General features: G+C 53.6%; 13 protein-coding genes. 7 read left to right on the top strand and 6 right to left on the bottom strand.

All coding sequences use genetic code 11. The features are described 5' to 3' along the window. Positions 1-82 precede the first annotated feature (82 nt). Positions 83-676 carry a GNAT family N-acetyltransferase gene (locus JOE21_RS11620; RefSeq protein ID WP_309866257.1) on the bottom strand — a complete coding sequence of 198 codons (594 nt, stop codon included), beginning with the start codon at positions 674-676 and terminating at the stop codon, positions 83-85. A gap of 175 nt (positions 677-851) precedes the next feature. On the opposite strand from JOE21_RS11620, the gene JOE21_RS11625 reads away from it, so the two are divergent. The 7 genes from JOE21_RS11625 to JOE21_RS11655 all read left to right on the top strand — a co-directional run bounded on the left by JOE21_RS11625 (position 852) and on the right by JOE21_RS11655 (position 10,616). Continuing rightward, positions 852-2,216 carry a diaminobutyrate--2-oxoglutarate transaminase gene (locus JOE21_RS11625; protein WP_309866261.1) on the top strand — a complete coding sequence of 455 codons (1,365 nt, stop codon included), beginning with the start codon at positions 852-854 and terminating at the stop codon, positions 2,214-2,216. 18 nt (positions 2,217-2,234) lie between these two features. After that, positions 2,235-3,806, top strand: a complete 1,572-nt coding sequence (locus tag JOE21_RS11630; RefSeq protein ID WP_309866264.1) for a pyridoxal phosphate-dependent decarboxylase family protein — start codon at positions 2,235-2,237, stop codon at positions 3,804-3,806. Beyond that, a complete protein-coding gene (locus JOE21_RS11635) occupies positions 3,760-5,589 on the top strand; it encodes an IucA/IucC family protein (RefSeq protein ID WP_309866265.1) in 1,830 nt (609 codons plus the stop codon). Before JOE21_RS11630 ends, JOE21_RS11635 begins: the two co-directional genes overlap by 47 nt. Beyond that, positions 5,570-6,163 carry a GNAT family N-acetyltransferase gene (locus JOE21_RS11640; protein WP_309866267.1) on the top strand — a complete coding sequence of 198 codons (594 nt, stop codon included), beginning with the start codon at positions 5,570-5,572 and terminating at the stop codon, positions 6,161-6,163. Before JOE21_RS11635 ends, JOE21_RS11640 begins: the two co-directional genes overlap by 20 nt. A 22-nt stretch (positions 6,164-6,185) precedes the next feature. Continuing rightward, positions 6,186-7,526, top strand: coding sequence for a lysine N(6)-hydroxylase/L-ornithine N(5)-oxygenase family protein (locus JOE21_RS11645; protein ID WP_309866886.1), 1,341 nt, complete (start codon positions 6,186-6,188; stop codon positions 7,524-7,526). Positions 7,527-7,532: 6 nt separating this feature from the next. Next, on the top strand, positions 7,533-9,341 hold the full coding sequence (locus JOE21_RS11650) for an IucA/IucC family protein (RefSeq protein ID WP_309866270.1): 1,809 nt from the start codon (positions 7,533-7,535) through the stop codon (positions 9,339-9,341). Positions 9,342-9,413: 72 nt separating this feature from the next. Beyond that, positions 9,414-10,616, top strand: a complete 1,203-nt coding sequence (locus JOE21_RS11655) for an MFS transporter (protein WP_309866272.1) — start codon at positions 9,414-9,416, stop codon at positions 10,614-10,616. A gap of 98 nt (positions 10,617-10,714) precedes the next feature. Here the strand turns inward: JOE21_RS11655 and minD are convergent, their stop codons facing one another. From minD to JOE21_RS11680, 5 genes are all read right to left on the bottom strand, one after another. Beyond that, positions 10,715-11,509 (bottom strand): septum site-determining protein MinD, encoded by a 795-nt coding sequence (gene minD, locus JOE21_RS11660; RefSeq protein ID WP_309866274.1) that lies wholly within the window; start codon positions 11,507-11,509, stop codon positions 10,715-10,717. A gap of 20 nt (positions 11,510-11,529) precedes the next feature. Continuing rightward, the gene (minC, locus tag JOE21_RS11665; RefSeq protein WP_309866276.1) at positions 11,530-12,207 is read right to left on the bottom strand and encodes a septum site-determining protein MinC; all 678 of its coding nucleotides are present in this window, start codon (positions 12,205-12,207) and stop codon (positions 11,530-11,532) included. 78 nt (positions 12,208-12,285) lie between these two features. Continuing rightward, complete coding sequence (gene mreD, locus JOE21_RS11670; RefSeq protein WP_309866278.1) at positions 12,286-12,810, bottom strand: rod shape-determining protein MreD; 525 nt, start codon at positions 12,808-12,810, stop codon at positions 12,286-12,288. Next, positions 12,810-13,730: a rod shape-determining protein MreC gene (mreC, locus tag JOE21_RS11675; RefSeq protein WP_309866279.1), complete on the bottom strand. Its 921-nt coding sequence runs from the start codon at positions 13,728-13,730 to the stop codon at positions 12,810-12,812. Before mreC ends, mreD begins: the two co-directional genes overlap by 1 nt. Before the next feature lie 14 nt (positions 13,731-13,744). Next, on the bottom strand, positions 13,745-14,803 hold the full coding sequence (locus tag JOE21_RS11680) for a rod shape-determining protein (protein WP_309866889.1): 1,059 nt from the start codon (positions 14,801-14,803) through the stop codon (positions 13,745-13,747). Between the last annotated feature and the right edge of the window lie 13 nt (positions 14,804-14,816).

Consider the following 14,816-nt stretch of genomic DNA (forward strand, 5'->3'; position numbering starts at 1 on the left):
TAGGGCCTGTCTGGTAATTCTATCTTCGGTGAGTAAAAGGGAGGGGGTCGTGCTACGGATTGTTCAGACACGCTCTAGTCGATCAAACTTCCTCTGCATGGGATTCATCCAAAAACACTTGCCGTTCACATAACATCAGACAAGCTTTTTTATGGGGCAACTGCACCCGGCTGTAGACATAAAACCCGCTTTTCTGCAACGCGGGAATAATGATCCGATTCCGTACATCCGGTTCCACCACGATCCGGTCCGTGTTTTCCTTTTGGAAGATAAAGCGGAGCATGGCCCGTACGATCGGCGGGATCGCCTCCACCGTGAGAAAGGAACGGGGACCCACGACAAAATGACCACCCAGGTCCGTTTCCCGATACGGGTAATGATGACGGATCTCATCCTCGTGAACGCGGTAGGACATGGCATAACTAACCGGCACTTTTCCCACATGAACCATATAATGACGGCGGGACGGATTGCTTAAAGACCGGTTTAAGTAACGACGAAATTCCTCCAACGGCACATCCAGCTGCCAAAAAGGTGCAATATGAGGCAAACGCATCCACCCATGGAGCAGATGAAGATCGGTCTCAATGGAGAACGGCCGCACTTGGATAGTCTGGCCGCTTTGAAAATCTACCGTTGAAAAAAGATCGGAATCAAAGGCTGATGGATTTGACACGGGTAAAACCGCCTCTCCCCTCGAGTTTTATACGGTTTTATCATAATCGATAACGATTATCAATCGCAATTAATTTTTGTCCAACGGTTTACACCTGGATTTTTGAGTGCTATATTATAAACCGTAAGTTGAGAATGATTCTCGTTATCGGCACATTAACGGAGGGGATTGATCCATGCAACCCAACCACGCATTGGGAAATGACCATTACCTGGCCAATCAAGAACGGAGGGAATCGAATGCCCGTTCCTATCCACGCCGCATTCCGATCGCGATTCGTAAAGCCAACGGGATCCATGTGACGGATGTGGAGGGAAACGTTCATTTCGACTGCTTGTCAGGGGCGGGCACCCTGGCACTGGGTCACAATCATCCAGTCGTAGTTGAAGCCATCCAGCGGGTATTGGCGGATAGCACCCCGTTACATACCCTCGACTTGACCACGCCAGTGAAAGACGAATTCATGGAGGAGCTTCTCTCCTGTTTGCCACCGGCATTTTCCTCCCGGGCAAAAATCCAATTTTGCGGACCATCCGGAGCCGATGCAGTGGAAGCCGCTTTGAAACTGGTAAAAACGGCTACTCAACGCCGTTCTATTCTTTCTTTCCACGGTGCCTACCACGGCATGACCCATGGCGCCTTGGGCTTGACCGGAAATATCGCTCCCAAACAACGGGTGGCCGGCCTGATGGCCGATGTACATTTCCTCCCGTATCCATACAGTTACCGTTGTCCCTTCGGTCAAGGCGATGCTGCGGGTACGGAAACCGGAAGCCGATTCATTCAACGGGTACTGGAGGATCCGGAAAGCGGAATCGTAGCGCCGGCCGGAATGATTATGGAGGTGGTGCAAGGGGAAGGGGGAGTAATTCCCGCACCGGATCAGTGGGTTCGCAATATTCGGTCACTGACCCGGGAACACAACATCCCCCTCATTATCGACGAAGTGCAGACCGGATTCGGTCGAACCGGCAGATGGTTCGCCTTTGAACATGCCAACATCACTCCCGACGTCCTGGTGCTTTCCAAAGCGATCGGCGGCTCCCTCCCCCTGGCGGTGGTCGTCTATGATGAATCGCTGGATGCGTGGTTACCGGGAGCTCATTCCGGGACATTTCGAGGAAACCAGATGGCGATGGCCGCCGGCACCGCCACCATTCGCTACATCCGGGAAAACCGTTTGGACGCTCACGCCGCCAGCATGGGAGAACGTTTCCTATCCCGATTGGCCCAAATCAAGCGGGGAACCTCCTGCATCGGTGACGTACGCGGCCGGGGATTGATGATCGGAGTGGAGATCGTCCATTCGGGGCAGGAACCGGACTCTCTCGGCAGCCATCCTCCCCATCCGGAACTGGCGCGTAAAATCCAAAAAGCATGCATGGACAGACGCCTCATCGTTGAATTAGGCGGACGCCACGGCTCTGTGGTTCGTTTTCTGCCTCCCCTCACGATCCAAGAGGAACAAGTGGATCAGGTCTGTCAGATTTTTGCCGATGCAGTGGAGTCCGTGGAAAAAACAACCGCCACATATGTGTAAGATCGGAGGAAAAGATCGGTGATCCAGACCAAGTTGACCGCAGAATCGGATGCATGGTTTTTAAATGATAGTCCAGTTTCCCAGCACAGCTACAGGCGGGCCATGCAAACCGCACTGGAAGTCATCCAAGCACAGTTCGCCAACCTGGACAAGCCTTACAGCGGTGTCCCGGTGAACCGGCTCGCTTCCCTTTTCCGCGGGATCGAAATCTGCCCCGAAGAGGGCTCCGATTTGGAGACGGTGCTGCGACATGCGGGGGACCTGGTTCTCCGTCACTCGGTCGCCGTCCATCATCCCGCTTGCGCCGCCCACCTTCACTGCCCCCCCTTGACCCCTTCACTGGCGGCGGAAGCGATGATCAGCGCCATGAATCAATCCATGGATTCCTGGGATCAAAGTCCCGCCGCTACGTTGTTGGAGGAAACGGTCATCCGGTGGTTATGCCGATTGTTTCACTTCGGTGAGGGTGACGGGGTTTTCACCAGTGGCGGTACCCAATCCAACTTCATGGGGCTGCTGTTGGCCCGAAACCACTATGCACACACCCGCTTCGGGTGGAATGTCCAAAAAGAAGGCCTGCCTCCCAACGGGAATCAGATGCGAATCCTATGCTCGGAAGCGGCTCATTTCACGGTCGAACAATCGGCGGCTTTGCTGGGGTTGGGAAAACAGGCGGTCGTCCCCGTAAAAACCGACGGGGATTATACCATCGATCTTCGAGATCTGGATCGGCAACTGCGACACATGCGATCGACGGGCTTGCATCCTTTTGCCATCGTCGCAACTGCAGGCACCACGGATTTCGGAAGCATCGATCCGCTGTCGGAATTGGGGGACCGCGCCCGCCAGGAAGGAATTTGGCTTCATGTGGATGCCGCCTACGGCGGAGCCCTGGCTATGAGCCAAAATCACAGCCATCGCTTGGACGGAATCGAAACAGCCGATTCCATCACAGTCGATTTTCACAAGCTGTTTTACCAACCCATCAGTTGCGGTGCCTTTCTCGTACGGGATTCTTCTTCTTTCGACCGGATCAAACTGCACGCCGATTATCTGAATCCTGAAGAAGACGAAGATCTGGGCATTCCCAATCTGGTAGCCAAGTCCATCCAAACCACCCGCCGTTTCGACGCGTTAAAACTGTTCATCTCGTTACGGACTCTGGGAAAAGTCCATTTTTCCCGCATGATCGACCACACGCTGGAGATCGCCAGGGAGACCGCCGGCATGATCGATTCCGACGAAAAACTGGAATCGATTAACCCCACCCCCTCCCTCAACGCCGTTGTATTTCGGTATATTCCCGATCGGACCCCGGATGAAGACAGGCTCACCCGCCAAAACCGGATCAATCGCGAAATCAGGCAGATTATGCTCTCCAGCGGCCAAGCGGTTATTGCGCAAACCAAAGTGGAGGGAGCGGTATGTCTGAAGCTCACCCTGTTAAACCCAAGGACATCCTTGTCTGATGTCCACCGCATTCTCGATGAAATCAAACAAATCGGCGCTCAATTGGAAACCCAGAGAGGAGAGTGCGAATCCCATGTCAAACACGCAGGCTCAACAAGCCACTATGCAAAGCTTCTTTAATTGCTATCTGAAGGAAACCGGTAATTATGAACAGCTGGATCGGGATCAGATGGAAGCGGGAAACCCCTACCTTCCGATCCTTTCCGCCTCCCCCATCGGAAAAGCGGTGCGGGTTCCCCTTCGCCGCCATGGCATGGAAATAATCGCCCCCCTTCGTTACTGGTCCATGACGGAACGGCATTTGTTTTCCTTTCCGTTCCATTATGCGACCCCCGGATGTGGCCATCTCCTTCCCCTGGACTATGTCACCCTGACTACGCTGTTGACGAAGGAGTTGGCTCTGGAACGGGATTTAGTCGATTTTCCCGATGATCTCATCGAGCGGGTGATCCAAAGCTGCCAACACATCGCATCCTATCTTTCCGCCCGTAAAAAAGACGAGAAGCAGTTGTATCACGTCCCGTTCCATTTCATCGATGCGGAACAATCCCTGCTGCTGGGCCATTTGATGCATCCCACTCCCAAGAGCCGGCAAGGGTTGTCCGACATCGAACAATCCCGTTATTCACCGGAGCTCAAGGGAGCTTTCCCCTTACATCTGTTTCGGGCTCATCGCTCCATTGTACGGGAGGATTCCACCCGGCCATTCAGTGCCACGGAATCAATCAAACGGGAGATGCTGTCGGATCCCGAACTGTCTCAAGCGTTTAAATCCGCGTATTGTCAACCGGACGATTACAGCTTGCTGCCCGTCCATCCGCAACAAGCCGCTCATTTGCTTGAGCAACCGCAAACCCAACAGTGGATCGAAGACGGTTTGTTGATCGATCTCGGACCCCAGGGAAGACCCTATTACGCCACCTCTTCTCTGCGCAGCCTGTACCATCCCGATGCCAACTTTATGTTGAAAGGTTCCGTAAACATTAAAGTCACCAACTCCCTGCGCGTCAACAAACAGAAAGAGTTGGAACGGGGCGTGGAGGTCTCACGATTACTCCAGACTGAGATCGGGGATCGGTTACGGGCCTCCTTCCCGTCCTTTTCCATCATCGAAGACCCCGCCTACCTTACACTGGCGAATCCTGAACAGGAGGAGTCGGGGTTTGAACTGGCCCTGCGAGACAACCCATTCAAGGGAGAAGAAGGTCGGAACGTCACATTGGTGGCGGGACTGTGCCAAGACCATCCGGCGGGGGAAAAATCCCGGCTTGCCCGTATCATCTTATCCTTGACGGCCAAGGAAGGCCGGTCGGCAAAAGAAGTCAGCCTGGATTGGTTCCGCCGCTACCTGGATCTCTCCCTTCAACCGCTGATGTGGTTGTATTTCGAGTATGGAATCGCCCTGGAAGCCCACCAGCAGAACAGTCTGGTCAAGCTCGATAACGGGTACCCCTGTCGATTCTACTACCGGGACAACCAAGGGTATTATTATTGCGAATCCATGCTGGACAAATTGCAGCTGTTGCTACCGGACATCGATAAAAAGAGCCAGACCATGTGCAAAGACGCCGTTGCCGACGAACGGCTCCGCTATTACTTCTTCCTCAACCATCTCATGGGCCTCATCAACGGTTTCGGAACCGCCGGACTCATCGATGAGCGCGCGTTGCTGAGTGAATTGCGGGAAACGCTGAAAGAGCTTCTACCCCGGAACCGGGAACCGTCCATGTTGTTAAAGAGCCTGCTTGACGATGAACGGCTTCCCTGCAAGGCCAACCTGCTGACCCGTCTGCACGACATGGACGAACTGACCGGTCCGATGGAAAGCCAATCCGTCTATGTTCCGATTCATAATCCTCTTATGAAAGGAGTGTTGACGGGACATGAAATCCGGAATCCCTGACCAACAGAAAACCGAAGGTTTTGAACGGTTTCATCCCGTCATCGGAAAGCGGATCGCCTTCCGGCCCGTAGAATTGGAACGGGATGTGAAACAGCTCCACCATTGGATGCATCAACCCCATGTCATCCCGTTCTGGAACCTGAACATCCCCCTGGATCGCTACCGCAAACACCTGGAATCGTTTTTGGCCGACAGCCATCAAGCACTCCACATCGGCTTTCTTGACGGTGTTTCGATGAGTTATTGGGAAACGTATTGGGCCAAAGATGATATTCTGGGCCGTCACTATGATGCCCATCCGGATGACCAGGGGATCCATCTGTTGATCGGTCCCCCCTCCTATATCGGTAAAGGGTATGCGCTACCCCTGCTTCAAACCATGACCGGATGGTTGTTCGAGCATCAAGCCACACAAAAAGTGGTGGCGGAACCGGACATCCGCAACGACAAAATGATCCATATCTTCGAAAAATGCGGATTCCGTTTCCAACAGGAGATCCAACTGCCGGACAAACAGGCGGCATTGATGTTCTGTACCCGTGATACGTTTGTGGGGAGTGATTTTAGTGGCTAATAATCGATCACACACAGAAGAGATGTTGGATGTCGTCGGTGTGGGCATCGGCCCCTTTAACTTGGGCCTGGCCGCCATGCTCCATGCAGCCCCCGAAATCAAGGCGCTGTTCCTGGAACAAAAGTCCCATTTTTCTTGGCATCCGGGATTGTTGCTGGAAGGAACGACGCTTCAGGTTCCTTTTCTCGCCGATCTGGTAACGATGGCGGATCCCACAAGCCCGTACAGTTTCTTAAATTACTTAAAAGAGCATCGGCGCCTCTACCATTTCTACTTCCTGGAGCGTTTCCATATCCCTCGCCGGGAGTACGACCATTACTGCCGATGGGTATCCGAACAATTGGAAACCTGCCGCTTTGGACAGAAGGTAGTGGATATCGAATGGATCGCCGCGGGAGACGAAAGTCATTATCGGGTGGAATCCATCCAGCTGGAAACGGATACCCGCCTCGTCCATCGGGCGCGAAATCTGGTGCTGGGTGTGGGAAGTGTTCCCCATGTCGATCCCCGCTACTCGCACCTGCCGACCACCGACGTGTTTCACTCGGCACACTTTTTGGACCGGTTGGAGCGTTGCCGTCAGGCCCGATCGATCACGGTCGTCGGCTCCGGACAGAGTGCGGCAGAAGTGTTCCACACCTTATTGCAGGAGCAACCAACCCATGGATACCGACTCGATTGGCTCACCCGTTCTCCCGGATTCTTTCCCATGGAATATTCCAAGTTGGGATTGGAGCATTTCTCACCGGATTATATCCGGCACTTCCATTCCCTGCCCCAACGGGAACGGGACGCCAAGCTGGCGAATCAGGATCTGTTATACAAGGGAATCAGCGCTTCCACGATTGCAGCCATCTACGAACTTCTGTACGAGCGGACGGTGGGGGAACACCCCATCCCCGCCAGACTGTTGTCCCATACGTCGATCACAGATATCGATCCCGTCGAACGGGACGGGGATGGACGCTACCGGCTTCACTGTCTGCACCGGGACCGGGGGGAAACCTTCACCCATGAGAGCGATGTGATCATTTTGGCCACCGGGTATGCACACCGCGTCCCGGAGTGCATCCGAGGCCTGGCTTCTTTGATCCAATGGGATGATTCCGGCCGTTATATCGCCGGTTCCGACTATCGACTCACCTTGACGGAAAAAACGAACAATGCCATTTTCGTTCAAAACGGAGAATTGCACACCCATGGAGTGGGCGCCCCCGATCTGGGACTGGGAGCCCACCGGAACTCCGTTATCATTAACACCTTGGTGGACCGGGAAGTTTACCCCGTCTCCAATCGCAATGTTTTCCAACAATTCGCCGTCACGGAACAGCCAAGCCCACGCAAAATTCCGGTAAAAGGGTGATCGTTTATGAATCAACCGCAACTTTCCGCCATCTTTAATCAAGAAAACTGGAATACCGTATCCCGAAACCTGCTCACCAAAATGATCGCGGAGTTTACCTATGAAGCGATCCTCACGCCCCAACCCGTGGAAACCGACGAAAAAAAAATCCGGTACAGGCTCCCGCTCAGCGATGGGGTGGAATATACCTTCCAAGCGGAACAACGGGTGTTTGACAGTATCCGGGTTTTCCCGGAAACAATCCAAAGGGAAGAAAACGGCCGAATCGAACCGGCCCTCAGTCCCATCCGTTTCCTGTTGGATCTTCAGAAAGCCGTCGCTATCTCCCCTGAAACAGCCGGGCATCTGATCCGCGAATACCACCACACCCTGGTAGCGGATGCCCATATCCTGGAGAAAAAACAACGCCGGAATACCGATCTCACCCAGCTGGATTATGCCCAATTGGAAGGAGAGATGGAAGGGCACCCCTGGATCACCTACAACAAGGGTCGAATCGGATTCGGTTATCAGGATTACCGGTCCTATGCACCGGAACAGCAACAACCGGTCCAACTGGACTGGATCGCCGTCAGCCGAAAACGGGCGGATTTTCATGCCGTCAAGGGGCTGGATTACCCTACCTTGATTCAGGGGGAAATCGGTGACGAACAACTGGAACACTTCCGGCAGGTGCTGCGGGATCAACAGGTGAACCCCGACGATTACTGGTTCCTTCCCGTTCATGAATGGCAGTGGGACCGTTATATCATCCCCTTGTTTGCCGAAGATCTGGCTGAGAAAACAATCATCCCGCTGGGAAGAGGGCTTGATCAATACCTGCCGCAACAGTCGATCCGAACTTTCGTCAACACATCCCATCGTAACAAGCACCATGTCAAATTGCCCATGAGCATACTCAATACCCTGGTTTATCGGGGGCTTCCGGGTGAACGGACCGTACTGGCCCCGAAAATCACGGACTATATCAAAGGAATCTGGAACAGCGACTCTTTCCTCCGGGATGAATGCCGGGTGATCCTGCCGGGGGAAATCGCCAGCCTAAACGTGGACCATCCTTATTTCTCCCATCTTCCCGGTGCCCCTTATCAGTATCTGGAGATGTTGGGATGTATCTGGCGTGAAAGTATCTACTCCTATCTGGAGGAAGGCGAAAAGCCGATCACCCTGGCCTCTCTTCTCCATGTGGACAGTGACGGCACACCGTTGGTGACTCAATGGGTCGAACAATCGGGGTTGAGTCTGGAAGAGTGGTTGGAACGATTGTTCGCTGTCCTGTTGCCCCCACTCCTCCATTATTTGTACCGTTATGGAGTGGTCTTTTCGCCACATGGGCAAAACACGATTCTGGTGTTGAAGGATTCCATCCCCCACCGCCTGGCTATCAAAGATTTTGTCGATGATGTCAATGTAAGCGACCAGCCGTTGCCGGAGTTGGCCGATCTGCCCCAAGATTTAAAGACCGTGTTGCGCAGCGAACCGCCGGAAGGCTTATGTCAGTTCATCTTCACGGGACTGTTCATCTGTCATTTCCGTTATCTCTCGGATCTGTTGGAAACAGAGGCCCAATACCCCGAAGCCTCCTTCTGGTCGGGAGTGCGAAAAACCATCCTCGCATATCAGGAGCGCTTTGACCACTTACGGGAACGCTTTGAACTGTTTGACCTGCTGCGTCCCCGTTTCACCAAGCTTTGCCTGAACCGCAATCGGATGCTGGATTATGGCTATGCGGACGGCGACGACCGGCCGCACGCGTCTGAACACGGGAAAGTGACCAATGTACTGGCGGAAACGGCCGAAGTGAAAGGCGTTTGATTCGTAAGCTCCCTTCAAGCCCGTATCTTTCGGTACGGGCATTTTCATTTTCGATGTCAAAGGAGTTTCTTCATGCACCGAACCGTTGAGCCTCCGATACCCCCATCCTTATGGTCTCGCGATTTTTCGTTGATCTGCCTGTCCAACTTTTTCGTTTTTGTCAACTTCCAGCTCTTGCTCCCCACCTTGCCTCTGTTTGTCCACACAGTTGGAGGGCCAGAAGGAACGGCCGGGTGGGTGATCGGCGTGTTCACACTTGCTGCTGTAGCCATCCGCCCATGGATCGGACGCATCATCGACCGGAAAGGAAGCGGAAAAGCCTTACGATGGGGACTTCTCCTTTTCTTCCTCTCCACCCTTGGATACCTGTGGATCGAAGCGGTCATCCCTCTTCTTTTACTGCGGATCGCCCACGGACTGACATGGGGAGTGGTAACCACAGCTGCCGGAACGGTCGCTTCCGACCTGATGCCCCCTTCCCGCCGAGGGGAGGGAATGGGTGTTTATGGACTGTTCTCCAACGTATCGTTGGTATTTGGTCCCGCTCTCGGCCTGTGGGTGGTACAGACTCATTCCTTTTCCGCTCTCTTTTACCTGGCAGCAGGGCTCGCCCTCGCATCCTTCGCAACGGCAAAATGGATTCCGCTCCTTTCCCATCCCATAGCGAGTGATTCGGAACCTGCTGCAAACAAACCCACCATCCTTGCGGCAACGTGGCTCCCATCCGCCATGGTATTGCTGGTCTTCCTCACTCTAGGAGCGGCGGCCACCTATGTCCCCCTGTTTGCCATGGAGCGCGGCATCCCTCACACCGGTTGGTTTTTCACCGTTTACGCCGTCGCCATGATGCTTACCCGTATATGGTCGGGTAAACAATTTGACCGCGGAGGCCCGCAACGGGTGATCCCCATTGGATTGGCATTGATCGTCGGCTCTCTAACCGCCCTTTCCCTCACCCGCGACCCGGCGATGCTTTTGACCGCCGCAGCCCTTTACGGCTTTGGCTTGGGTTCAGTACAACCGGCCCTGCAAGCGTGGACCATCCAACGTACACCGCCAGGGACAAGAGGCAAAGCCAACAGCACCTTTTTTACCGCTATCGACCTCGGTATCGGATTGGGTTCCATTTTGGCCGGCATCCTCGTCCAACAAACGGGATACCCTGCCATGTTTCTTGCTTTTATCATTCCAGTGGTGGGAGCCGCCTTGTTGTACGCTTTCACAAACAGAAAAAAAGCCCTGGTATCAGATCGGGCCGACCAATCCTCTCCTTAAGATACAAGCTGTCCAAAAACAAACCTGAACCGGGGTTATCCGGTTCTACAAAAAACCAACCGGGAACCATGCCCCGGTTGGTTTTTTATCTTTGTCGGTTATGCAAATCCCAGCCACTTTTTCATTTTGGCCATCATTTTCTGGTCTTTATCCAGTACTAACAGGGGCACCACTTCCCCCTGGATCCGGCGAGCAATATTTCGGTAAGCCTTAGCCGCCAGGTCCTTGTTATGTAAAACGATGGGTTCCCCCCGGTTGCCAGCGCGGATAACCGCTTCATCGTCAGGAACCACTCCGAGCAAATCGATGGCCAGGACCGACACCACTTCATCCACGTCCATCATGCCGCCTTCCTTTACCATCTGGGTACGGAGGCGATTGATCACCAGTTTGGGGTTTCCCACTTTTTCTTTTTCCAACAATCCGATCACGCGGTCGGCATCGCGGATGGCGGCGTTTTCCGGAGTTGTCACCACAATGGCGCGATCGGCTCCGGAGACGGCGTTTTTAAATCCCATCTCAATGCCGGCAGGACAATCGATGATGATGTAATCGAAGGACTCCTTCAATTCGGCGGTCAACCAGCGCAATTGCCGGGCATCCAACGCCGATTTATCCTTGGTCTGGGCGGCAGGCAACAGATACAGTTCTTCACATCGTTTATCTTTAATCAAGGCTTGCTTGACCCGGCACTTTTTCTCTACCACATCGATGATGTCATAGACGATCCGGTTCTCCAGGCCCATCAGTACGTCCAGGTTTCGCAGCCCAATATCGGTGTCCACCAAGCATACCTTTTTTCCGGATAATGCCAAAGCTGTACCGATATTGGCGGAAGTGGTCGACTTGCCGACACCGCCCTTCCCGGAAGTAACGACTATGGATTCCCCCACTCTCTGCCCCCCTTCCCGCTTCAACCCTTGAACCGGTTTTCTTTCCACTCCAGATCGGGACGGATCCGGCTGAGGTGGTGCATCTTGTCCACTGCGATCTGGCCGTTCACCAGATAAGCGAAGTTCATGCCGGTGGTCTCCCCTTCATCCCATTCATCCGGCGGTCTGGAGACGACATTGGCGATTCGAAGTTGCGTCGGTTTCAGTGTGGAAGCCGCGATAATGGCCCACTCGTCCCCTTCTCCACCGGCATGGGCCAATCCCCGGAGTGATCCCAATACATAGATGTTACCCGTCGACCGTACACAACCGCCCGGATTGACATCCCCCAACAGAAGCAAGTCACCCCGATGCTCCAACACCTGTCCGGAACGAACCGTTCCCACTAAGAGTTGAATACCCCCGTCCTCTTCAATCAAGTAGGGTTTGCCGTCCGCCGTATCAATCGAATAGATGATCAAGTTTTTACGGACAGCGAAAAGTCGTCGCAGTTCCTTCTCATCATCTCTGGTTATTTGGCGAGTACCCAATTTAATGTGTACACGAGTATCCGGTCCATCCCAGATGTTTGAACTGTTTTCCAGTTTATATTTTAATTCGTCTAGTATCTTGGAAAAGGGTCGTGATTCATCCAGCAGGAAAAGAAGGCCGTCTTTTGTTCCTTTGATGGTCACTCCCGGCTTCAATACTTTTCCCATGTATCCTCACCCCACCTCACAAATATGATTTCGGCGCCAACCCGCCAATTCCTTCTAGGGACGGGTGACCCATTCGTTTCAGTCGAACAGTTGCACGGATCGGGGGTGATATCGTCGATGAATCCACCGAATGCACTGATATACCGGAAAAGCAATCATCATATTTAATAAAACGGACGGTAACATATGATAGAGGAATGCCTCTTCCAAACCGATGCGGGTAAGGTCGAACAAGCGAAACCAGAAATAACTGATCAGGAGGTGAAGCCACTGGCCCACTCCCGTCGCCAACAGGGCCACGATCGGCCCGGACAGAAATTGTCGGGATATTTGCCCTGCAACGTAACCGATGGCCGCCGTACTAAATGCGTAAACTCCCACCGCCTGACCGTAGACGATGTCGTGAAGCAAGCCAAAGCAGAAACCAAACAACAGTCCCGCCTGCCGCCCACGATACAAGGATAGTAGAATAATGCCGCTCACCACCAGTTGGGGAATCCAAACAAAGCGGCTTCCCCAAGCTTGTGGTACCAATACTTGAAAAACGGTTCCTTCCAACAAAAAAAGAAAGGAGAGGAGACCGATGAGGATCCAAACAGCCATCACTCATTCCCCTCCGTCCTATCCTTCGGGCGTAGCCCTCCCGTTTGTTGTCCCGGAAGGTCATCCTCTTTTTCCAAATCCTGCACCGTTTCCTGGTGTTCCTGCAATTGAATGTTTTGGGGATCACGTACCACCATCACATAGTCCAACCGCTCAAAACGGGCGGCAGTCTTAATGGAAACCATCTGGTCCACCCCGAAATCGCCTTGGGACACTTCATCCACCGTGCCGACCAACAATCCTCCGGAGTAGATATCGGACATATTCGATGTCACGACTAGTTGCCCTTCCTTCAACTTCTGTTTCGACGAGATCTTTTTCATCAACAACCGTTTCGTTTTTGTATCATATCCTTCAATCAAACCAAACACTTCTTCATCCCCGGCTTGGATATGAGCTGCGATTCCGGGACCACTGCCCGAATCTGTCAATAGCACGACGTCGGCCATATGTTTGGTAGCCGCTTGAACCCGGCCAATCAACCCTTCATGGGTGATGACCGGCATATCTTTTTCCACCCCGTCCGCCGTCCCCCGATCGATCACCATTCGATTGTTCCAACGGTCGGGACTGCGTGAAACCACCTGGGCAGTAATGAGGTCCGCTTCCGTTTTATCGATATAACCCACAGCTTCCTTCAGCTGTTTGTTTTCCTGGCGTAATCGTTCCAATTCTGACTGCAATTGAAGATCGTTCTGCCCGTTCTTCCGGGCATCGGAAGCATGGTCCCACCATCCGGTCATAGCATGGGTGGGCTTGGCGAGCAACCCTTGGACCCAAGCGACTGTGGTTTTCACCGCGGCTTCCGGCCAAGACAGATGTTCCCGTTCACCACGGGTCATCCCGGCTGTTACAGTCAACAAGATCACAGACAACAAAAAGATAAACAGGCGCCGGTTGGCGAACAATCGGAAAAACATAAGCCGTCACCTTCTCACTGCCGCCGTCCGAAAGGGCTGGACGAGCCCGTACCGGAGGTGAACAGATGAATGTTTTCCAACGCTTGTCCCGTTCCGATCGCCACGCAGTCCAAGGCGTTTTCCGCCACCACCACCGGCATATCCGTCTCCTCGGTCAGGCGCTGGTTCAGGTTACGAAGCAATGCGCCCCCACCGGTTAACACAATCCCCCGATCCATGATATCTGCGGCTAACTCCGGGGGCGTTTGTTCCAAGGTGAGTTTGACCGAATCGATGATGGCGTTTACCGTATCCGACAATGCTTCGGCGATCTCCATCGATGTGATTTTAATCGTTTTGGGCAACCCGGATATCAGGTCCCTCCCCCGGATCTCGCGGGTGATTCCCTCATCTTCGACCTTGGCCGACCCGATCTCCAGTTTCAGGTTCTCCGCCGTCCGCTCCCCAATCATCAAATTATAATGGCGTTTGATGTATTGGATAATGGCCCCATCCATCTCGTCTCCAGCCACACGCAGGGATTTGGCGGTTACAATCCCCCCCAGGGAGATCACTGCCACTTCCGTCGTCCCCCCTCCGATATCTACCACCATGCTGCCTGTCGGTTCCCATACCGGGAGACCTGCACCGATGGCCGCCGCAAACGGCTCTTCAATGGTATACGCTTCCTTCGCTCCCGCCTGCCGGGTTGCCTCCTCCACCGCACGCTTCTCCACGGCGGTAACCCCGTAGGGGACACAAACCATCACATTGGGACGGCGCGGGATATAAACACGTTCGGTCTGCGCTTTTTTTAGGAAATATTCTAACATGGTCGCCGTGGTGTTGTAATCCGCGATCACGCCATCTTTCATCGGACGTCGTGCCACGATATTGCCGGGAGTCCGGCCAATCATTCTTTTTGCTTCGTTGCCGACCGCCATAATATCTTGGCTGACGGTTTCCATGGCGACGACGGAAGGCTCCCGAACGACGATGCCCCGACCCTTTAGATAAACCAACGTGTTGGCGGTTCCCAGATCAATACCCATATCCCGGGTAAAACCCCCGAACCGCCCAAAAATGGTCTCCATTTCCCCATCGTTG

It is taken from the genome of Desmospora profundinema (genome assembly GCF_031454155.1).
Lineage (GTDB): Bacteria > Bacillota > Bacilli > Thermoactinomycetales > DSM-45169 > Desmospora > Desmospora profundinema.